This is a genomic window from Corallococcus sp. CA054B, assembly GCF_003611625.1.
In the GTDB taxonomy this organism is placed as follows: Bacteria; Myxococcota; Myxococcia; order Myxococcales; family Myxococcaceae; genus Corallococcus; species Corallococcus coralloides.
On the sequence record NZ_RAVY01000036.1, the window covers coordinates 19,660 to 39,921 of the forward strand.

15 protein-coding genes are annotated in these 20,262 nt (G+C 66.4%); 4 read left to right on the top strand and 11 right to left on the bottom strand.

Translation table 11 applies throughout. The annotated features are described in order from the left end of the window. Window positions 1-13: 13 nt before the first annotated feature. Together D7V80_RS11945 and cheB are read left to right on the top strand one after the other, a co-directional pair. Window positions 14-835, top strand: coding sequence for a protein-glutamate O-methyltransferase CheR (locus D7V80_RS11945; protein WP_120588278.1), 822 nt, complete (start codon window positions 14-16; stop codon window positions 833-835). Continuing rightward, window positions 832-1,863: a chemotaxis-specific protein-glutamate methyltransferase CheB gene (cheB, locus tag D7V80_RS11950; protein ID WP_120588279.1), complete on the top strand. Its 1,032-nt coding sequence runs from the start codon at window positions 832-834 to the stop codon at window positions 1,861-1,863. Before D7V80_RS11945 ends, cheB begins: the two co-directional genes overlap by 4 nt. Window positions 1,864-1,890: 27 nt before the next feature. On the opposite strand, the gene D7V80_RS11955 is transcribed toward cheB, so the two are convergent. From D7V80_RS11955 to D7V80_RS11965, 3 genes are all read right to left on the bottom strand, one after another. Further along, window positions 1,891-3,408 (bottom strand): ATP-binding protein, encoded by a 1,518-nt coding sequence (locus D7V80_RS11955; protein WP_120588280.1) that lies wholly within the window; start codon window positions 3,406-3,408, stop codon window positions 1,891-1,893. Window positions 3,409-3,852: 444 nt separating this feature from the next. After that, window positions 3,853-5,232: a sigma-54 dependent transcriptional regulator gene (locus tag D7V80_RS11960; protein WP_120588281.1), complete on the bottom strand. Its 1,380-nt coding sequence runs from the start codon at window positions 5,230-5,232 to the stop codon at window positions 3,853-3,855. Continuing rightward, window positions 5,214-6,692 carry a sensor histidine kinase gene (locus D7V80_RS11965; protein ID WP_120588282.1) on the bottom strand — a complete coding sequence of 493 codons (1,479 nt, stop codon included), beginning with the start codon at window positions 6,690-6,692 and terminating at the stop codon, window positions 5,214-5,216. Before D7V80_RS11965 ends, D7V80_RS11960 begins: the two co-directional genes overlap by 19 nt. A gap of 261 nt (window positions 6,693-6,953) precedes the next feature. Here D7V80_RS11965 and D7V80_RS11970 point away from each other — a divergent pair, with 261 nt between their 5' ends. Further along, window positions 6,954-7,394, top strand: a complete 441-nt coding sequence (locus tag D7V80_RS11970; protein WP_120588283.1) for a response regulator — start codon at window positions 6,954-6,956, stop codon at window positions 7,392-7,394. Between the two features lie 3 nt (window positions 7,395-7,397). On the opposite strand, the gene dctA is transcribed toward D7V80_RS11970, so the two are convergent. From dctA to D7V80_RS11985, 3 genes are read right to left on the bottom strand one after another with little or no spacing between them, the layout of a single operon-like run. Then, window positions 7,398-8,711, bottom strand: coding sequence for a C4-dicarboxylate transporter DctA (gene dctA / locus D7V80_RS11975; protein ID WP_120588284.1), 1,314 nt, complete (start codon window positions 8,709-8,711; stop codon window positions 7,398-7,400). A 17-nt stretch (window positions 8,712-8,728) separates the two neighbouring features. Further along, window positions 8,729-10,510 (bottom strand): monovalent cation:proton antiporter-2 (CPA2) family protein, encoded by a 1,782-nt coding sequence (locus tag D7V80_RS11980; RefSeq protein WP_120588285.1) that lies wholly within the window; start codon window positions 10,508-10,510, stop codon window positions 8,729-8,731. 55 nt (window positions 10,511-10,565) lie between these two features. Next, window positions 10,566-11,333, bottom strand: a complete 768-nt coding sequence (locus tag D7V80_RS11985; protein ID WP_120588286.1) for an SDR family oxidoreductase — start codon at window positions 11,331-11,333, stop codon at window positions 10,566-10,568. Between the two features lie 122 nt (window positions 11,334-11,455). On the opposite strand from D7V80_RS11985, the gene D7V80_RS11990 reads away from it, so the two are divergent. Further along, entirely contained in the window at window positions 11,456-12,364 is a 909-nt protein-coding gene (locus D7V80_RS11990; protein ID WP_120588287.1) for a LysR family transcriptional regulator, read from the top strand. Window position 12,365: 1 nt separating this feature from the next. On the opposite strand, the gene D7V80_RS41750 is transcribed toward D7V80_RS11990, so the two are convergent. From D7V80_RS41750 to D7V80_RS12010, 5 genes are all read right to left on the bottom strand, one after another. Further along, entirely contained in the window at window positions 12,366-12,527 is a 162-nt protein-coding gene (locus tag D7V80_RS41750; protein ID WP_158616609.1) for a hypothetical protein, read from the bottom strand. A gap of 203 nt (window positions 12,528-12,730) precedes the next feature. After that, window positions 12,731-13,783 (bottom strand): SIR2 family protein, encoded by a 1,053-nt coding sequence (locus D7V80_RS11995; RefSeq protein WP_120588288.1) that lies wholly within the window; start codon window positions 13,781-13,783, stop codon window positions 12,731-12,733. After that, complete coding sequence (locus D7V80_RS12000) at window positions 13,780-16,839, bottom strand: type I restriction endonuclease subunit R (protein WP_199738512.1); 3,060 nt, start codon at window positions 16,837-16,839, stop codon at window positions 13,780-13,782. The genes D7V80_RS11995 and D7V80_RS12000 overlap by 4 nt, the downstream gene beginning before the upstream one ends. Further along, a complete protein-coding gene (locus D7V80_RS12005; RefSeq protein ID WP_120588289.1) occupies window positions 16,836-18,113 on the bottom strand; it encodes a restriction endonuclease subunit S in 1,278 nt (425 codons plus the stop codon). Before D7V80_RS12005 ends, D7V80_RS12000 begins: the two co-directional genes overlap by 4 nt. Continuing rightward, window positions 18,103-19,704, bottom strand: coding sequence for a class I SAM-dependent DNA methyltransferase (locus tag D7V80_RS12010; protein ID WP_120588290.1), 1,602 nt, complete (start codon window positions 19,702-19,704; stop codon window positions 18,103-18,105). The genes D7V80_RS12005 and D7V80_RS12010 overlap by 11 nt, the downstream gene beginning before the upstream one ends. Window positions 19,705-20,262 lie beyond the last annotated feature (558 nt).

The following is a 20,262-nucleotide window of genomic DNA, read 5'->3' on the forward strand; positions in this document are numbered from 1 at the left end:
GAACCCACGGCCCATGAGCACGCTGCCGCTGTCTCCGCAGGTCCTGACCATCCTCTCCATGCTCATCGAGCAGCGCTCGGGCCTGCACTACGGGCCCGAGGACCGGGACCTGCTGGCGGAGAAGCTGTCCACCCGGGCGCTGGAGGCCGGGTTCGACTCGCTGCTCGATTACTACTACTTCCTCCGCTACGACCCGAAGGGGCCGGAGACGCTGGACTCGCTGGTGGAGGCGCTGCTCGTCCACGAGACGTACTTCTTCCGCGAGCCCCAGGCGCTGGAGGTGCTGGTGGACGAGCTGCTGGTGCCGGCGGTGCGCGCGGGCAGGAAGCCCCGCGTGTGGTGCGCGGCGTGCGCCACCGGCGAGGAGCCCCTCACGCTGGCCATGCTGCTGGACTCGCGCGGTGTGCTGAATGACGTGTCCATCCTGGCCACGGACCTGAGCTCCAAGGCGCTGGAGCGCGCGAAGTCGGGGGAGCACAACCTGCGCTGCCTGCGCGCGCTGCCCCCGGGCGTGATGGGGCGCTGGCTGGACATGGTGGACGGCCGTCCCCGCGTGCGGCCGGACCTGATGGCCCGGGTGGAGTGGCGCCAGCTCAACCTGGTGGACACCGCGGGCTACCCGGAGCCGGGCAGCTGCGAGGCCGTCCTCTGCCGCAACGTGCTCATCTACTTCCAGGACGACACCGCGCGCCGCGTGGTGGACGGCCTCACCGGGGCGCTGCGGCCCGGCGGGCACCTGGTGGTGGGCACCTCCGAGTCCCTGATGCGCTTCGGCACGGCGCTGCGCTGCGAGGAGCGCCGTGGCGCGTTCTTCTACAGCAAGGCGGACCCATGACGTTGCGCGTGCTGGTGGTGGACGACTCGGCGTTCGCGCGCAAGGTGCTGCGCAAGGTGTTGTCGGACGCGGAGGGGCTGGAGGTGGTGGGCACCGCGCGCGACGGCCTGGACGCGCTGGAGCGGGTGGCGGAGCTCAAGCCGGACGTCATCACCCTGGACCTGATGATGCCGTCGCTGGACGGGGCGGGCTTCTTGCGCGCCCTGTCCGGCATGCCGGACGCGCCGCGCGTGGTGGTGGTGAGCAGCGCGGGCACGGACAGCGACCTGGCGGTGGCCGCGCTCCAGGCGGGCGCGGTGGACCTGGTGCACAAGCCCACGGCGCTCGCCACGGACCGGCTCTACGAAATGAGCGCGGAGCTGGTGGAGAAGGTGCGCATCGCGGGGCGCGCGGTGCCGCGCTACCAGCAGGAGCTGGCGGAGGCCGTGGATGCCCCGCCCCCGAAGCCGCTGCCCGCGACGTCGACGAAGCTGCTGGCGGTGGGCACGTCCACGGGCGGGCCGCAGGCGCTGACGCGGCTGTTGTCCGCGATGCCCCGGGACTTCCCGGCGCCGGTGGTGCTCGCGCTGCACATCCCCGCCGGCTACACGGAGGCCGTGGCGAAGCGGCTGGACTCGCAGAGCGCGCTGGAGGTGGTGGAGGCGCGCGACGGCATGGAGCTGGTGCCGGGCCGCGCGGTGCTGGCGCGCGCGGGCCACCACCTGAAGGTGGCGCGGCACGGGGCGCTCAACCTGGTGCGCCTGGACCGCCATCCGCTGGGCACCCCGCACCACCCCTCCGTGGACGTGCTCTTCCAGAGCGTGGCGGAGGTCTGGGGGCGGGACGCGCTGGGGCTGGTGCTCACCGGCATGGGCGAGGACGGGCTCCTGGGCGCGCGGGCCCTGCGCGCCGCGGGCGGCGTGGTGCTCACGGAGGCGGAGTCCTCCTGCGTGGTGTACGGCATGCCGCGCGCGGTGGCGGAAGCCGGCCTGTCCAACGGCAGCGCGCCGCTGGACGACCTGGTGCCCCTCCTCTCGCGCTTCGTCTGACGGACCGCGGGGCAGCCGCCCGCTTCTTCAGGCGCGGTGCGAGGGCGGCGAAGGCGGCTCGGGCGGCGGGCCCTTCCGGGGCGGCGCGCGGCGCGGCAGCGTGACGGTGAAGGTGGTGCCGTCGCTCTCGCTGGAGGTGACATCGATGGTGCCGCCGTGGGCGTGCACGATTTCGCGCACGATGTAGAGCCCCAGGCCGTAGCTCATCTTCAGCGTGCGCGTCTGCTGCGGGCCCTGACGGAAGGGCTCGAAGAGGTGGGGCAGGGTGGCTTCCGGAATGGGGCGGCCCTGGTTGTGGACCGTCACCACCACCTTGTTGCGCAGGCCGCGCGTGGCCAGGCTCACGGGCGCGTCCGCCGGGCCGTACTTGAGGGCGTTCTCCACCAGGTTGGACACCACCTGCGCCAGGCGGTCCGGGTCCCAGTGCCCCTGCGTGTTGCCCTTGTGCTCCACGACGATGTCGCGCTTCGGGAAGGCCACGCGGAACTCGTGCGCCACCTTGGCCAGCAGCTCCTGCGTATCCGAACCGCGCGGCTCGATGACCACGCCGCCCACCAGCCGGGCGCGGGTGAAGTCCAGCAGCAGGCGCGTCAGCCGCTCGATGCGGACCGCCGCGGTGGCGATGCGCTGGCTGGTGCGCGCCGTCTCCTCCGCGGGCCCGCCGGCCGCGAGCACGCGCGACCAGTTCATGATGGCGCCGAGCGGGCTGCGGATGTCGTGGCTGATGATGCCCATCAGGTGTTCCTGGAACTCGGCGTGCCGGCGCACCTCGTCTTCCGCCCACTTGCGCTGGGTGATGTCGCGGCTGATGCCGAACAGGCCGAACACGTTGCCTTCCGGGTCGCGCAGCGGGCCCTTGGTGGACATCCACACGCGCGGGTCCCCGTCGGGGGCGCGCTGCGTGTCCTCGTAGGTGAGCGGATGGCCCGCCTTGAGCACGTCCCGGTCGTGCCTCAGGTTGACCCGGGCCTCGTCGGGCGGGAAGAGCTCCGCGTCGGTGCGGCCGCGCACCTCGGCCACGGTGCGGCCCACGGCGCGCGCGCCCGCCGAGTTGATGACCTGGTAGGCGCCCTCCATGTCCTTGATGTAGATGGCGTCGGTGGTGCCCTCCATCACCGCCTGGAAGAGCTGGCCCACGCGCTGCAACTCGTGGCGGGCCTGGAACTCGCGGGTGATGTCGCGGCAGTGCACCAGCAGGCCGCCGTCCGCGGGGCGGGTGCTCACCTCGAAGCAGAAGCCGCCCTCGTGCCAGCGGTGCTCATAGGGCGCGGCGGAGGGCTGCTCGCTGGCGGGCGCGTCCAGGCGCAGGTGCTTGCCCAGGCCCAGCACGTCCGCCACCTTCTTGCGCAGGTCATCACCCGGCTGGACGCGGGGCCCCAGCAGCTCGCGCATGCGCCGGCTCAGCCAGGTGATGCGCCAGCCCGCGTCCACGCCGAGGAAGGCCTCCGGCAGCGCCTCCAGCAGCGCTTGCAGACCCGGGCCAGAGGCCTCCGTCGGGGACGGGGCGGAAGGACGGGAGCGCGGGCGGGCAGGAGCTTGGGCCATCGGTGGGTCGTCGGGTACGGGGGAGCGGGTTCCTTCAGGTGGGAAACACAGCGGTGCCGCGGAGCGTGCCCGGCTTCAATGCGGGAGCACGGAACCAGGACAGCGGCGGGTGTCCTGACCGCCTGTTTACGCGAAACAAGGACTCGTGGATTTCCGAGGGTAGGCAGGAACCTCCAGGAGGAAACGGGTCCGTGACATTCCTGTCGCCTGCTTTGCGCGCGAGGTCCACCACGCGACAGAAGACAGGGCTCTGGACGGGAACGGAACGCATCCTCCCAGAACCATACCCCGCGGAAGGCCGGGCGGGGGCCCGCCCCGAGGGATGACGCGCGACTTGTGCCCCTGGCGGAGGGTTGTGGCCGGAGCGGATGGCCCAGGCCTCCCAGGGGATGGGAAAACGGGGCGGGCACCCCCCGGGGGTGGTGGGTCCCGTGCCTCCCCGGCTCAAGGTTTCTTGGCCTCCCGGGCTTCGGTGTCGCCGCGCTCCAGCTTGCGGTAGAGCGTCTTGCGGTCCACGCCCAGGATGCGCGCGGCGAGCGTGCGGCTGCCGCCCACCGCCTCCAGCACGCGGTGGATGTAGCGGCGCTCCAGCTCCTCCAGCGTCACCAGCTCCGACGGGTCCGTGTTCTCCGGCACCACGCGCGGCGTGCTGTAGTTGCGGATGCGCTCCGGCAGGTCGTCCACCGTGAGCTGTTCGAAGGACGTGAGCGCCACGGCGCGCTCGATGCAGTTCTGCAGCTCGCGCACGTTGCCCGGCCACCCGTAGGCCAGCAGGCGCTGCGCCGCCGCGGGGGACAGGCCCACCACCTTCTTGCCCGTGCGGGACGCGAACTGCTCCACGAAGCGCTGGGACAGCAGCAGCACGTCGTTGCCGCGCGCGCGCAGCGGGGGCAGCTTCAGGCCAATGACGTTGAGCCGGTAGTAGAGGTCCTCGCGGAAGCGGTTCTCCTCCACCGCCAGCTCCAGGTCGCGGTTGGTCGCCGCGACGATGCGCGCGTCGAAGGGCGTCTCCGTGTCCCCGCCCACCGGACGCACCACGCGCTCCTGCAAGGCGCGCAACAGCTTCGGCTGGAGCGTCATGGGCAACTCGCCCACTTCATCCAGGAACAGCGTGCCGCCATGGGCCTTCACGAACAGGCCCGTGCGTGACGCCTTCGCGTCGGTGAAGGCGCCCTTCGCGTGGCCGAACAGTTCGCTCTCCAGCAGCTGCTCCGGCATGGCCGCGCAGTTGATGGCCACGAAGGGCCCCTCCTTGCGCCGGCCCCGAGCGTGGAGGGCGCGCGCGGCCACCTCCTTGCCCGTGCCGCTCTCACCGGTGATGAGCACCGTGGCGTCCACGTCCGCCACCCGGTCGATGAGCGCGTACGCCTGCTTGAGCGCGGGGCTCTCCCCCACGAGCGCGCCGTCGTCCTGGCGCTGGTCCAGGGCCTGGCGCAGCCGGCGCACCTCCGCGCGCAGGGCGCGGTGCTGCACGGCGCGCTCCAGCACCAGCACCAGGGCGTCCAGGTCGATGGGCTTGGTGATGAAGTCGTAGGCGCCCGCGCGGATGGCGGCCACCGCCGTCTCCAGGCTGCCGAAGGCGGTGACGACCACCACGGGGATGTCCGGCCGGTTGAGCACGATGCGCTCGCACAGCGCCAGGCCATCCATGCCCGGCATGCGCAGGTCGGTGAGGACGGTGTCGAAGTCCTCGGCGGCGAGCTTCTGGAGGGCCTCGTCCGCGGCGGCCACGGCCACGGGCTGGAAGCCCCGGCGCTGGAGGCCCTTCTCCACCATGGCGCGCATCTCGCGCTCGTCTTCGACAATCAGGATGCGGCCTGGCATGCGTCCTTCCCTGGCGGCAGATAGATGGAAAAACAACTCCCACGGCCCGGCTCGCTTTTCACGTCAATCCAGCCGCCGTGGTCGCGCACCATCCCATAGGAGACGGACAACCCGAGCCCCGTTCCCTCGCCCACGTCCTTGGTGGTGAAGAAGGGCTCGAAGACGTGGGGCAGCACGTCCGCGGGGATGCCCGAGCCCTGGTCCTCCACGTCCAGCCGCACCCAGTCCTGCTCCGGGCCGCCCACGTCCGCGGGCGGCGTGGCGCGCAGCACCTGCGAGCGCACGCGCAGGGTGCCGGGCTGGTTCATCGCGTGGAGGCCGTTCATCACCAGGTTGGTGAGCACCTGCTGGAACTGCCCCGCGTCCACCTCCACGGTGAAGCCCGGGGGCACCTCCTGGGACAACGTCACGCCCCGCTTGGTGGCCATGGGCTTGAGCAGCGACAGCGTGCGCTCCGCGAGCTGGGACAGGTCCTCCGGCGCGCGGGACGGCGTGCGGCGCCGGGCGAAGTCCAGGAGCTGCCGGATGATGGCGGTCATGTGCTGGGCCTGCTGGAAGATGATGCGGGCGCACTCGTTCACCTCGTCGCCCTCCGCCTCGCCGGAGGAGACCATCTTCGCGCGGCCCATGACGACGTTGAGCGGCGTGCCCAGTTCGTGCGCCACGCCGGACGCGAGCTTGCCCACCGTGGTGAGCCGATCCGCGTGGCGCAGGTGCTCCACCGTGCGCAGGCGCGCCGCCGTCTCCACGGCCAGGCGCGCCCGCGTCTCCTCCAACTGCTCACCCATCCGGTTCATGGCCACCGCCAGCGTCGTCAGTTCGTCGCCGCGCGCGCGCCGCAAGGGAACGCGCGCGGTGAGGTCGCCCTCGCCAATGCGTCCGGCCAGATGCACCAGCTGCTCCACGGGCTGGCCCACCAGCTTGCGGCCCATGGCCATGGCGGCCAGGAGGAAGAACACGGAGAGCGCCGCCGTGGCGATGAAGGTGCCCACCACGGTGGTGCGCACGTGCATCTCCTGTTCGGACATGGACTCGGTGATTTCAATGGCGCCCATGCGCCGGCCCAGGAACACCGGCGTGTACGAGCGCAGCACGCCCGGGCTGGTGGTGTTGTCCATCAGCCAGCCGTCATTGCCCGCTCGCAGGCTGAGCAGCAGGGCCGGGGGCAGCGCCGGCGCGAAGCCGGAGCCCGGTCCACCGTCCAGCCACACCCAGCGCAGCCGCACCTGCTCCTGGAAGCGGTTGGCCTGGTGGAGGAGCGTGAGCGCCTCGACCTCGCCCGCCAGCTGCCACGCCTTGCCAATGGAGCCGGCCAGCGTGTGACCGAGCAGGCGGTGGTCGTGCTGCGTGTCGATTTCCGACCGGGCGAGCTCCCGGTTGACCTGGAACGCCTGGAGGCCGGCCATCACCGCGACGGCGAGCAGCACGAGGGCGAGGGTGAATTTGCGAGCGAGCTTCACGGAAGAGGCAACCCCCGGTTCGTGTGTGAGGGGGAAGGAACACACGGACCGGGGAGGTACGCTACGGGTACCGCGGGTGCTGCGTCACGACAGTTGCTGGAGCATCGGCCATGCCAACGCGCGCCCCGGCGTGGGGCGCTGCCAACGCGGGGCAGGATGCCCATGCATGCCTGGGGCACATTGCCCCGGCGGGGGCAGGATGCCCCGGAACCCCACGCGACATGACGGAGCCACGTCCCTCCAAGGCACGTGGCATGCGCCATGCTCCTCCGCACCCGGATGACGAACGCACCTCCGCAGGAAGAAGCCACGCACGCCCCACGCATCCTGGTGGCCGAGGACGACGACGCGATGCGCTCGATGCTCGTGCGCACGTTGAGGCGCGCGGGCTACACGGTGGTGGAGGTGGAGGACGGCTTCGAGCTGGGGGACTACGTGGCGATGATGCAGGGCCACGGCGGCTCGCTCGCCCCGCCGGACCTCATCGTCAGCGACGTGCGCATGCCGGGGCGCACCGGGCTGGAGGCGCTCGGGAGGCTGCGCGCGCAGGGCATCGCGTGCCCGGTGCTGCTGCTCAGCGCCTTCGCGGACGAGGAGACGCACGCGGAGGCCCAGCGGCTGGGCGCCCGGCGGCTGTTGGACAAGCCGGTGGACCTGGACGTGCTGAAGGACGCGGTGCGCGACGCGGTGGCGCACCCCTGAGCATCAGGCCGGCGTTCCAGCATCGGCCGGCGGGGCCTCGGGAGCGGGCACGCCGTTGAGCTCCGCGCGCAGCCGCTCGCGGTCCAGCTCGTTCTCCCAGCGGGACACGACGATGCTGGCCACGCCGTTGCCAATGAAGTTGGTGATGGCGCGCGCCTCGCTCATGAACCGGTCGATGCCCAGGATGAGCGCCAGCCCCGCCACCGGCACGGACGGCACCACCGCCAGCGTGGCGGCCAGGGTGATGAAGCCCGCGCCCGTCACGCCGGAGGCGCCCTTGGACGTGAGCATCGCCACGCCCAGGAGCGTGGCCGTCTGCGTGAACGTCAGGTCCACGTTGAGCGCCTGGGCCACGAACAGCGCCGCCATGGTGAGGTAGATGTTGGTGCCGTCCAGGTTGAAGGAGTAGCCGCTGGGCACCACCAGCCCCACCACGGACTTGGAGCACCCCAGCCGCTCCAGCTTCTGCATCAGCGGCACCAGCGCGGACTCGGATGACGACGTGCCCAGCACCAGGAGCAGCTCCGCGCGGATGTAGCGCAGGAACTTCAGGATGGAGAAGCCCGTCACCCGCGCGACGAGCCCCAGCACGACGACGACGAAGAGCACGCACGCCAGGTAGAAGCACCCCATGAGGCGCAGCAGCGGGCCCAGGCTGGTGACGCCGTAGGCGCCCAGGGTGAAGGCCATGGACGCGCCCGCGCCAATGGGCGCCAGCTTCATCACCGTGCCAATCATGTGGAAGAAGGCCTTGGAGAGCGCCTCGAAGAGGACGACCACGGGCTTCGCCTGCGCGCCAATGGCCGTGAGCGAGAAGCCGAACAGCAGCGCCAGGAGCAGCACCTGGAGCAGGTCGCCCTCGCCGGTGAAGGCGTCCACGAAGGTGCGCGGGATGATGTGCAAGAGGAAGCCCAGGGTGGACTGGTCATGCGCCTGCTGGGCGAAGCGGGCCACGGCGCTCGCGTCCAGCGTGCGCGGGTCCACGTTGAAGCCGGCGCCGGGCTTGAGCACCGTCACCACCACCGCGCCGATGATGAGCGCGAACGTGGAGATGACCTCGAAGTAGAGCAGCGCCTTGCCGCCCACCCGGCCCACCTTCTTCATGTCCGCCACGTTGGCCACGCCCAGCACCACGGTCAGGAAGATGACCGGGGAGATGAGCATCTTCACCAGCGCGATGAACCCGTCGCCCAGCGGCTTGAGCTTCACCGCGGTGGCTGGCGCGAAGTGGCCCAGCAGGCCCCCCGCGAAGATGGCGGCCAGCACCCAGACATAGAGGCGCGAGGACTTGGAGTGGCCAGCGGTGTCGGCGCTCATGGTCGTGTGTCTCCCGCTCAGGCCGACTTCTGCTCGGCTTCGTCCTTCTCGAACAGCTGCTCCAGCTCACGGCGCGCGCGGACGATGACCTCCATGAACTTCTTCTCGTCCTTGAAGACCTTGGCGCTCTCCAGCATCAGGGCCTCGTCGTGTTCGCGGAAGCGCTCCACGGAGCGGCGGGCCTCCGCGAAGGTGAGGCCCAGCTCCTGGAGCACGTCGCCGGCCATGACGAGGCTCGCGTCGAACGTCTCACGGATGAGGTGGGTGACGCCCATGTCCATCAGCCGGTACGCGTGCTCGCGGTTGCGCGCCCGCGCGTAGATGGTCAGGTGCGGGAAGTGCTCCTTCACCATCTGCGCGGTGCGCAGGGACGCGGCCATGTCGTCGATGGCCAGCACGAACACCTTGGCCTTCTCCGCGCGGGCGGCGCGCAGGAGGTCCAGCCGGGACGCGTCGCCGTAGAACACCTGGTTGCCGAAGCGCCGGATGAAGTCGATGTGCTCCGCGCTCACGTCGATGGCGGTGAACCCGATGCGGCGGGCGCGCAGCAGGCGGGCCACCACCTGCCCCACGCGCCCCATGCCCGCGATGATGACCGGGTGGTCCTCCTCCGGGGACACGTCGTATTCGCGCTGCGGGCCCTTGTGCTTGAAGCGCGGCGCCACCCAGCGCTCGTGGATGGCGGACAGGAACGGCGTCACCACCATGGACAGGCCCACCACCAGCACCAGCAGGTCCGCCTGCTCGCGGTCCATCACGTGGAAGGACACGGCCAGGGAGAAGAGGACGAAGGCGAACTCACCGCCCTGCGAAATCACCACCGCCAGGCTCTCCGCGGAGCCCGGCTTCTTCAGCCCCACGCGCCCCAGCCCGTACAGCACCAGCGCCTTGAGGAACGTGAGGCCCAGCACCAGCGCCAGCACGCGCAGGGGCTCGCGCGCGAGCAGCGCCAGGTTCACGGACATGCCCACGGCGATGAAGAACAGGCCCAGCAAGAGGCCCTTGAAGGGCTCGATGTCCGCCTCCAGCTCGTGGCGGTACTCGGACTCCGACAGCAGCACGCCCGCGAGGAACGCGCCCAGCGCCATGGACAGGCCCACCGCGCTGACCAGCGAAGCGGTGCCCACGACCACGAGCAGCGCCGTCGCGGTGAACAGCTCCTGGCTGTGCACGGACGCCACCGCGCGGAACACCGGCCGCAAGAGGTAGCGGCCCGCCACCACCACCACCAGCACCGCGCCCACGGCCTTCACGGCCATCAACCAGCCGGCTTCCGTGGACGGCGTGTCGGACCTGCCCAAAAGCGGCAGCGCGGCCAGCAGGGGAATCACGGCCAGGTCCTGGAACAGGAGGATGCCGAAGGCCAGCTGCCCGTGCTCGGTGGTGAGCTGGTTCTTCTCCCCGAGCAGCTGGAGCGCGAACGCGGTGGAGGACAGCGACAGGCCGAAGCCCGCGACGATGGCCGCGCCCCAGGACAGACCCAGCGCCTTCGACACGCCCGCGAGCAGGAGACCTGTCAGCACCACCTGCGCGCCGCCCATGCCGAACACGGAGCGGCGCAGGTTCCACAGGCGCGACGGCTGCAACTCCAGGCCAATCACAAACAGCAGCAGCACCACGCCCAGCTCCGCGGTGTGGAGGACATTCTCCACGTCGGAGATGAGGCCCGCGCCATACGGCCCGATGGCCGCGCCCGCCGCCAGGTAGCCCAGCACCGACCCCAGCCCCAGCTTCTTGAAGAGGGGCACGGCGACGACCGCGGCGGCCAGGAACACCAGCGCCTGATGCAGGAAGGACATAAGGCGCCTGCATGGCACGCTGAAGGCCACCTCGGCAACAGGCGTGGGGCGCGGCTCAGGCCTGCTGGGTGGGCATGAGGGTGAGCTGCTGGAAGTTGATGTGCCGCGGCAGGGCGGTGGCGAAGGCGATGACGCCCGCGACCTCCTCCGGCGACATCCAGGTGAGGGACTTCCGGGCGTTGTCCAGCCAGGCCCGCGCGCCCGGGTCGGTGTTGCCCTCGTGCAGGGCGGTGTCCACCAGCCCCGGCTCCAGCGCCATCACGCGGACGAAGCGGGGGCCCAGCTCCGCGCGCAGGTGGCGGGACAGGTGGGTGACGGCGGCCTTGGTGGCCGCGTAGACGTTGAAGTTCGGGGCCACCGTCTGCGCGGAGACGGACGACACGTTGATGAGGTCCGAGCGTCCGCCCGCCTTCGCCGCCGCGAGTAGCGGGTCCACGAAGGTCTCCACGACGCGCACGGTGGCCTTCACGTTCAGGTCGATCATCCGCTCCCAATCCTCCGTGGGATGTGCCTCCATGGGCGTGGGCCGCATGAACCCGGCGTTGTTGAGGACCAGGTCCGCGACGCCCAGCTCGCCCGCGATGGCCTTCGCGGCCTCCCTCACGGACTTCGCGTCCAGCACGTCGGTGCCCAGGGCGAGCGCCCGGCCACCCCCTTGCGTGATGGTGGAGGCGAGCGCGTCCAGCCGCTCCTTGCTGCGTGCGAGCAGGGCGACGCTCGCGCCGTCGCGTGCGAGTCGCAGGGCGGTGGCGGCGCCAATGCCACTGGAGGCACCGGTGATGACCGCGACGCGGCCGGACAGGGGCAGGGGAGGGGATGCCATGGGAGGACTCCTGCTCGCGCTCGGGAAGGGTGCTGCTTTCGCGAGACAGGACAAGGGATAGGAAACGGGCGCCTCCGGGAGTAGGTCTGGAATCCGGATGGACTCCTGAAGAAAACTCAGGAATGGCCCTGACCCCGCTCAATGCGTTGCACCAGTTCCTCGCCGTGGCCCGGCACCGCAGCTTCGCGGCGGCGGCGGCGGAGCTGGGCGTGTCCGCCTCCGCGCTGAGTCACACGGTGCGCCAGCTGGAGGAGCGGCTGGGCGTGCCGCTGCTGTCGCGCACGACGCGCAGCGTGGCGGTGACGGCGGCGGGACGGCGGCTGGTGGAGCAGGCCGGGCCGGGCGTGGCTCAGGCGCTGGGGGCGCTCAAGGATGCGTCCTCGCGGCCCGGCGAGGTGACGGGGGCGCTGCGGCTGACGCTGCCGTCCACCGCGCTGCCCTTCGTGCTCACGCCGCTGCTGGCGTCGTTCCGGGAGCGGCATCCCCAGGTGGAGCTGGACCTGGTGGTGGAGAGCCGCAAGGCGGACATCGTCGCGGAGGGCTTCGACGCGGGCATCCGGCTGGAGGAGTACCTGGAGCGGGACATGGTGGCGGTGCGCATCGCGCCCCCGTTCCGCTTCATCGTGGTGGGCGCGCCGGAGTACCTGGAGCGCCACGGCACGCCGGTGAAGCCGAAGGACCTGCTCCAGCACGACTGCTTCACCTACCGCTCGTCCAACACCGGCGCGCTGCTGCCGTGGGATTTGGAGAAGGGCTCGCGCACGTGGCGGCTGCCGGTGCGCGGCGCGGTCACCACCAACGACGAGCGCGTCTGGCTGGGACTGGCGGAGGCCGGCCTGGGCCTGGCGTACGTGCTGGAGTCACAGGTGGAGGCACAGCTGAAGGCGGGCACGCTGCGCCGGGTGCTGGAGGAGTACGCCGCGTCCGTGCCGGGCCTCTTCCTCTACTTCCCCAGCCGCGCGCAGGTGTCCCCCGCGCTGCGCGCCTTCCTGGAGCACGCGCGCCCTCCCGCGAGGAGGAAGGGGCGCTGACTCAGTGCTCGTAGGTGTCGCGCGGACGCGACAGGCCGCCGGCCGCGGCGGCCTGCGGAGCGGCGACGGGCATCCCGATGTGTGCGACGGGCAGCGTGAAGGTGAAGACGCTGCCGGTGCCCAGGATGCTCTCCGCGCGGATGGAGCCGCCGTGCGCCTCCAAGTCGTGAGCTATCTGGACGATGGACTCACCTCTTCCAACACAAGCTTTATGGTCTCGGTCTCGAACTCGCCGAGAGTTCACAATGCGGCTTGGGAGGCCTCGTCTCGTTCGTGGACATCCTCTAGTCCTTTCATTACATCTCAGGTGTCAACGAATTGGGCTAATCCATTTGGACAAGATGCTTTGCACGAAGCCGGACTGCATCAGCACGTCGCCATCTCCGCCAGAAGTGCCACGAGGGCCTCCGCTACATCAAATCGCTTGGGAGGGAACCAAATTGGAAAGATGTGATGCTCCGTCAGGAAGCGCTCCCGCTCCTCCACATTGACAGCTGGCAACTCAAGAATCGCATAGTGTCGTGCGAGATCATCTGTACCCTCGTCATTCACGACCTGCTTGAATAGTTTCAGGGTGCGGTCTGTTTCCAAGCTGCACCCTAGGAACAATAGCGTCGAGTAGGTGAACGCTGTCTTGAGGTTCTTAGGGAGCTCGCGCGTGAAGTCGATCGAGGCACCTCCATAGGCATCATTGTACTCCGCTATCGTGAGGACCCGCCCCCTTCGATCCTTGGCATCTCCATGGATTTTCAGGAGATAGCGACGCTTTTCCATCAGTGCCTTGCGGAATCCGGTCTGGGACTTCCCAATGATCTTTTCGGTGAAGGGGTTTCCAAACTGCGTGAATGCACGCTCAAGGACGTCGTCGAAGTTCGTCGTGATGACGCAGCCGTCGGTAATCCGGGGAATGTGCAGAACAGGGCCTGTAAGCGGGGTGTCCTGGCAGAATGTGCGCTCGACGTGCTCGTTGAACCAATTCGGTCCCATTTTAGTGACTAGTTCTTCGGCTACCTCCTCATACTCACCCAGGCTTAGTCGCTGCTTGGTCACAACGGCATCGCAGCCGACTTGAATGCCAGCCAGGATCAAGAACTCCGTCCACATGGGCATCTTACAAGGCTTGGTTATGCCTGCACCGACGAAGGGGACAAGCCCTCCATTCCGAGCAACCTTGACGAGCTCTTTGAACCGGGTGTCGTTGGCTCGGAGCGTGAGCGTATCTTGGACCTTCGTTCGGAGTTCCTCCCTGCGCTCCTCCTGGCGCTGGCGCTGCCAATCCATCAAGGCAAGGCGATAAGTCTCCTGCTCCAGATCGAAGAGAATTCGGCTCCGAGAGAAGACCGCTCCGGCGATGGTGATGGCGCCGTCCGCATCGAGCTCTGCATTAAAGTCTGGGTGGTCGTCGTATTTCGGTGTCACGACGCCTCCGCCCAGTCCTTGCACAGGACTTCCGCCTGCTCGATTACGGTCGCAACGGCTGATTCAAGGCGATCATGCGGGTAGTCGTGCTTGCGCAGCAACCGCTTAAGCTTCCTCCGCATATCGGCGCGGACTGACTCCTTCTGGAGCCAGTCGATGGTCACCGAGGACCGGATGGTTTGCACTAGGTCACGGGTGATGCCTACCAGCTCCATGTCCCCAATCAGGTTCCGGACGTTTCCGTGAAGCGAAAGCGCGTCATAGAAGGCCAGTTCGTCCTGGCTCAAGCCTAGTTCTTGCCCACGTAGGGGTGAGTTCCGCATCTCTCGGGCAAGGAGGACCAGCGCCTGAAGAGCCTGGGGCGTCTCCAACGAGCGGTTCTGGCGCTTGAGTAACGTCTGTTCCAGCATGTCCGAGAATCTCTGCGCCAGGATGAGGTTCTGCTTCTGAAGCGTATGTAGCTCATCCTGAAGCAGCTTTTTGAGCAGCTCGACCTGGAGGTTGCGATAAGGACTCGTCTGGAGCGTCTCTAGGAACTCGTCGCTGAGAATGGAGATATTCGCATGCTTGAGTCCGGCCAGGCTGAAGATGTCGAACGTCTCCACTGACTCGATAGCCCGGTTGATGGTCTGCTGGACGTCGAGGTTCAGTTCCCCGTCCGTGCCATTGCTTGCACGAACGATGTACTTGCTCAGATGGGTTTGGACGGCCTGAAAGTAATCGATCTCTTTCCGAAGGGGGCGCGCCTCGTCGAGGTGGATAGCGGTACCGATCGCGCGGTTTAGCGCATCCATTGCGGTGAAGAAGCGCGTCTTGCCTTCGATAAGCCCGCAGATGTAGTCGACACCTCCCGCGAGTGCGGCGAGCCGCTGCGGTGCGTCCGGTTCGAAGTACCCCTGGTAGTCGAATCCGTGGAAGAGAGCCTGGACAACTCCAAAGTTATTCTGGAGCGTCTGAAATGCTTCTTCCATGGGAATCCCAGGGTGTTCGCGGACCACCGCCCCATAGTCCTGCATGGCCTCCTGAAGCGCTTGGGTCAGGCCGGTGTAGTCCACGATGAGCCCGGAGGGCTTGTTCTTGAAGACGCGGTTGACACGGGCAATGGCTTGCATCAGGACATGCCCCTTCATCCACCGGTCCAGGTAGAGGGTATGGGCACACGGAACGTCGAGATCGGTGAGCCACATGTCCCGGACGATGACGAGCTTGAGCGGGTCCTCGGGATCTTTGAATCGCCGGGCGAGCTCAGCGATGCGAGTTTTATTGCGGATGTGAGGTTGAAACTCCTCGGGGTCGTCCGCCGCCCCGGTCATGATGACCTTGAGGGCGCCATCCTCATCCTTGTCCGAGTGCCACTCGGGACGGATCCGGATCAGCTCCCGGTAGAGGGCTACGCAGATGCGGCGGGACATGGCAACGATCATTGCCTTGCCATCGAGCACTTCCTGCCGTCGCTGCCAGTGCTGCACGATGTCCTCCGCTAAAAGGCGGATTCGATCCTCAGCGCCTACGAGCGTCTCGACGCGAGCCCATCGTGTCGTGAGCGAACTTTTAAGGAGTGCCTCCTCGCCCTCGGTTACCTCCTCAATGTTTGTCTCAAAATGCAGACGTCGATTCTCCGGCAAAGCTAATAGGAGCTGCCGGGCTTCGTAATAGAGTGGGACGGTAGCTTTGTCTTCGACCGCTTGGTCGATAGGGTATATGTCGATGTAGTCGCCGAAGACTGCCGGAGTGCTCTTGTCATCAAAATCAAGGGGCGTACCGGTAAAACCGATGAACGAAGCATTAGGCAGCCCATCTCGCAGGTTCCGAGCGAAGCCCTTAATGAAGTCGTACTGGCTACGGTGGGCTTCGTCAGCGATGACCACGATGTTGTGTCGGTCAGATAGCAGCGGGAACCGCTCGCCACGCGAGGTTCCGAACTTCTGGATCGTCGTGAATACGAGTCCGCCGCTCCTTTCCCGGATCAGCTCTTTGAGGTGCTCGCGGCTCTCAGCCTGCACGGGGGGCGGGAGTAACTCCCTGGCCGCGTAGAACTGGGAAAAGAGCTGCCGGTGGAGATCATTTCGATCTGTGAGAACAACAACGGTCGGATTGGACATCTCCGGATGGAGGAGCAGTCGGGCCGTGTAGAACACCATCGAGATTGATTTGCCCGCGCCCTGGGTATGCCAGACGACGCCAATGCGCTTGTCTCCCTTCTCGCGGGAGGCCCGGAGCGTCTGTTCAATAGCTTTGTTGACGGCGTAGAACTGGTGATAGCTGGCGATCGTCTTCACCAAGCCGCCTTCGGTCTTCCAGAGCACGAAGTGTCGGATGAACTCAAGCAGCCGCCGTCGGTCGAACAGCCCTCGGAGGAGTACCTCTAGCCCGGCAGTGTCGGCCGGACTAAGCGTCGTCCCGTCAACCGTACGCCACGGACTGAACCGCTCGAAGCCCGTGGTCAGGCTGCCTACCCGAGCTTCGATACCGTCCGAGACCACGAGGAGTTCGTTGGTACGGAACAGTGCCGGTATTGTTCTACGGGCATTGTCGAGCTGAGCGTAGGCCTCTCTCAGGGAAACAGAGGGAAGACTCAGATTCTTTAGTTCGATGACGGCGAGCGGCAGACCATTGATGTACACGACGAGGTCCGGCGTGAAGATGACCCGTTCCTCTTGGACTCGCAGTCGACTGACGACTAGCCAGTCGTTGTTATCCGGCCTCGAGAAATCGAAAAGCCAAGCCTTGTCACCGCGGAGATTGGCGCCTGCGCGGACTTGAACGTCTACCCCCCACATTAGATGCCGCTGGAAGGTGAGGTTCGTATCCTCCAGTGAGGGAGACTCCGGGTGGAGGAGCATGCGTGCTACGCCCTCAAGAGTGTCGGGCTCAAGATGCGGATTGATGCGCCTGAGCGCCTCCTGGAGACGGCCCGCTAGGATGATCTCGTCGGAGCCGCTCCGCTCAGGAGTCCCTCCATCCGAATTGATGGCCGTCCCCGAAGCGCAGCTGTAGCCCAGCTCGCGAAACCAGCAGAGCACGGCCTCCTCAATGGCGGACTCGCGCAGGCTCATGGCACTCCCTGAAGGGCATCAGCCGAAGGTCCGCGCAATTCTCCCGAAATCAGTCGTGGCAGCAGATTATCTTTGATTCGCGCCAGCGTTCGCGACTCAAGGTCGTTCTCGAGCTGGCGGGCCAGGAGAGGAGCAAGCACGCCACCCATCCTCTCAAGCTCCTTGGAAGGTGGGATGCGCACTTCTGCCTCCGTCAGGTGACGGCGCTGGATGTGCCCCACTGTTATTGCCTTGTCAGAAGCGATCCGCCGGAACTCCGGAAGATAGTGCTGCAGCCAATGATAATAGAACCATTTCGGGAAGCGGCTGGACGTGACTTTGAAGAGGTACTGGTTAAGTGCGCCTAGGCCTCCGCTCCACTGCCTCACCACAAGCGAGCCCGACCAGGAAAACAGCACGTCACCGTCCTTGACGATGTACTCACTCGGGAGTTCCGCAGAGGCCTCAGCCGAGTCGCGGATGCTTCCTTGATTTAATTCGCGAATTTTAATGACGGGTAGGGCGGCCCTGCCGGGCTGCACAGGGTACTTCTGGAGCGCGAGCCCGTTGAGGAACGTGGCCACCTGATCCAGCGGCATGGTTTCCCAGTCCTTGGGCCTCCGACCCGGGCCACTGGCGACGACCACTCCGTCGTGGTCCGAGTCGATGAACCAGGAACGGAAGAGTGCTCGACCCATGCCTTCCAGTGTCTGGTTAATCTGACGGTTCAGTTCGATCTTCTCGTCGAGCCCGCCCAGTGTGAACGTGATGCGGAGTTGCTCATCAAGCGGTGGAAAGGCGACAGGTATTGTCCGCATGATGGACGTGTTGAGGTTGGGCATCGTGGCGCCCTGGGCGTGGCGGACAATCCAAGCCCGGACGGACGGATGTCCGAGATAGTAGTAGAGATAGCGAGTGAGCAGTTGGGACGCATTAAGGCGGATCCGCAGGCACCCGGTTCCACAAAGCCACCCCTCTTCTCGTTTAGTGACGAACGCCCGGCGCTCCACGTCGCCCCGGCGGCTGCAAACTATGTCCCCTTCTCGAAGTCGATGCTGCGAGAGTCGCTCTGCGTCAGCCTCTGAGACACGTGCGATGTCTTCGCTTGAGATTCGATCTGCCTTGATGTCCTTGGGCATTACGGACGGAATGCCCAAGGAGACATAGTCGGAGGCATGGAGTTGGCTGCCAAAGGGGCCTGTCTGGATCTCGCCGCCCGACGCGTCGCAGATCTCGCCGAGGGTGGTCACCGTCCATGTGTCCGGAACCCTCTGGTCGATGGGATCAAATTTCATAACCGAGACCCTTTAGCGCCGATTTAATTTGCACCTCCAATCTCTCCGAGCGTGCGAGTTGGTCTCGCAAGTCCGTAACGAGCCTTTCCATTCGATCTTCGAATGGCTCCCTACTGTCCTCGGTCTCCTCGGCTCCGACGTACAGGCCAGGGGCAAGGACGAAGTCGCGCGCCTGAATCTCCTCCAGCGTGGAGGACTTACAGAAACCCGGTATGTCCTTATAGCGGCCATCCTTATTGCGCCATGCGTGGAAGGTATCTGCTACCCGTTGGATGTCCTCCGCAGTGAGTGCTCTGTGCACTCGACTCTCCATTTGTCCCAGCCTGCGAGCATCAATGAAGAGTGTCTGTCCCTTCCTGGGGCGGTGGCCTAGGGTGCTCTTGCTCTTCGTGAGGAACCAAAGGCAGGCAGAGATCTGCGTCGAGTAGAAGAGTTGGCCCGGTAGGGCCACCATGCAGTCGACTAAGTCTGCCTCAATGATACTTCGTCGGATTTCACCCTCTCCAGACTGCAGAGAAGACATTGAGCCGTTGGCGAGAACCACGCCTGCGGTGCCAGAGGGTGCTAAGTGATGAAGAATGTGCTGAATCCAGGCGAAGTTCGCGTTGCTGGCCGGAGGGCGCCCGTATTTCCAGCGTACGTCATTTTCTAGCCGCTCACTGCCCCAATCGGAGGTGTTGAATGGCGGGTTGGCGAGGATGTAGTCAGCCTGGAGGTCTAGGTGTAGGTCCTCGTGGAAACTGTCCGCATGCTTCTTTCCCAGGCTGGCCTCAATGCCTCGGATGGCGAGGTTCATCTGGGCCATCCGCCAAGTCGTGTAGTTGGACTCCTGTCCGTAGATGGTGACTTGGTCACGTCGGCCGTTGTGGGCCAAGATGAACTCCAGTGCCTGTGCGAACATGCCGCCCGAGCCACAGCACGGGTCGTAGATGCGGCCCTTGTAAGGCTCCAGTATCTCAACCAGGAGGCGGACGACGCTCTTGGGAGTATAGAAGTCGCCGCCGGCCTTGCCTTCTGCGCCAGCAAATCGGGACAGGAAATACTCGTAGACGCGACCGAGAGTGTCCTTGCGCTGGTGCTCCAAGGTCCCCAGGTTGATGCGGTTGACGAAGTTGATCAGGTCCCGGAGATTCTCCCGGGTGAGGTTCGGTAGGGCATAAACCTTCGGAAGGACCGTGAAGATAGGATTCTCCTTCTCGATTGCGTACATCGCGTCATCAATGATCCGGCCGATGTTCGGCTGCGGGGCCATGTTCCGGATGTAAGACCAGCGAGCGTTGGGAGGAAGCCAGAGGATGTTCTCGGCCGTGTATTCGTCCCGATCCTCCAGCAAAGCCTTTAGTTCCTGTTCGCGCTCCTTCGCATTTGCGATGTAGTAGCTGCTCTTGGGATCTGCGACCGCCTCCTGGAGTTGCTCACCCCGCTCCGCGAAGGCATCATCAATGTACTTAAGAAAGAGCAAGCCGAGTACGACGTGCTTGTACTCGCCAGGATCCATGTTGTTGCGGAGGAGATCCGCTACCTCCCAGAGCTTCGCCTCGAAGCCTAGGCTTGCCGTCTGGCTGCTGTCCTGCGTTCCCTTACGCGCCACGCTCAGGCTCCGCCCCAAGGGCTGCTGAATAGGTAGTTGACCTACAAATATCTCTGTACATGGAGCAGCGATACCCCATCAAGTTTGCCAAAGAGGATGACTCCTCTGAATCACTTCGTCGGAGGCTTGGACGACTCCCACAAGAATCTTACGGGCGGCACCTTCACTGCCTTCGAGTTTTTCATCATGAAGAGTAACTAGTCCTCCCGCCGAATGAAGTCTGCCGTGCCTGCATATTGTCCCAGGTAGATGGGGCGACATGCAGGAGTTCGCTTTGAAGTTGAAGCATGCTGAGAAAGAGGCGTACGCGCTGACGCGTCGGGACCGTCAGTCCGTGCGGGTCTTGAATCGAGCGCGCTCCGCAATTGCTGGGCGAAGGCTGGGACGGGGGGGGCCGCTGCACAAACCGCTGACCTCTCGGAGCGGACGGTGCGGCAGGAGCGAGAGCTCTATGGCGTGAAAGACTCGACGTTGCCCTTCAGGATAGGTCACGGCCATCAGCGGCGCTTCACCGCTAGGCAGGCCTCCCTGGTGGTGGCGCTGGTGTGAAGCAGTCCG

What these genes read in the sequence shown, in the direction of transcription:
- D7V80_RS11945 (WP_120588278.1), top strand. Translation starts at nt 14, where the DNA reads ATGAGCACGCTGCCGCTGTCTCCGCAGGTCCTGACCATCCTCTCCATG.
- cheB (WP_120588279.1), top strand. Translation starts at nt 832, where the DNA reads ATGACGTTGCGCGTGCTGGTGGTGGACGACTCGGCGTTCGCGCGCAAG.
- D7V80_RS11955 (WP_120588280.1), bottom strand. Translation starts at nt 3,408, where the DNA reads ATGGCCCAAGCTCCTGCCCGCCCGCGCTCCCGTCCTTCCGCCCCGTCC.
- D7V80_RS11960 (WP_120588281.1), bottom strand. Translation starts at nt 5,232, where the DNA reads ATGCCAGGCCGCATCCTGATTGTCGAAGACGAGCGCGAGATGCGCGCC.
- D7V80_RS11970 (WP_120588283.1), top strand. Translation starts at nt 6,954, where the DNA reads ATGCTCCTCCGCACCCGGATGACGAACGCACCTCCGCAGGAAGAAGCC.
- dctA (WP_120588284.1), bottom strand. Translation starts at nt 8,711, where the DNA reads ATGAGCGCCGACACCGCTGGCCACTCCAAGTCCTCGCGCCTCTATGTC.
- D7V80_RS11980 (WP_120588285.1), bottom strand. Translation starts at nt 10,510, where the DNA reads ATGTCCTTCCTGCATCAGGCGCTGGTGTTCCTGGCCGCCGCGGTCGTC.
- D7V80_RS11985 (WP_120588286.1), bottom strand. Translation starts at nt 11,333, where the DNA reads ATGGCATCCCCTCCCCTGCCCCTGTCCGGCCGCGTCGCGGTCATCACC.
- D7V80_RS11990 (WP_120588287.1), top strand. Translation starts at nt 11,456, where the DNA reads ATGGCCCTGACCCCGCTCAATGCGTTGCACCAGTTCCTCGCCGTGGCC.
- D7V80_RS12000 (WP_199738512.1), bottom strand. Translation starts at nt 16,839, where the DNA reads ATGAGCCTGCGCGAGTCCGCCATTGAGGAGGCCGTGCTCTGCTGGTTT.
- D7V80_RS12005 (WP_120588289.1), bottom strand. Translation starts at nt 18,113, where the DNA reads ATGAAATTTGATCCCATCGACCAGAGGGTTCCGGACACATGGACGGTG.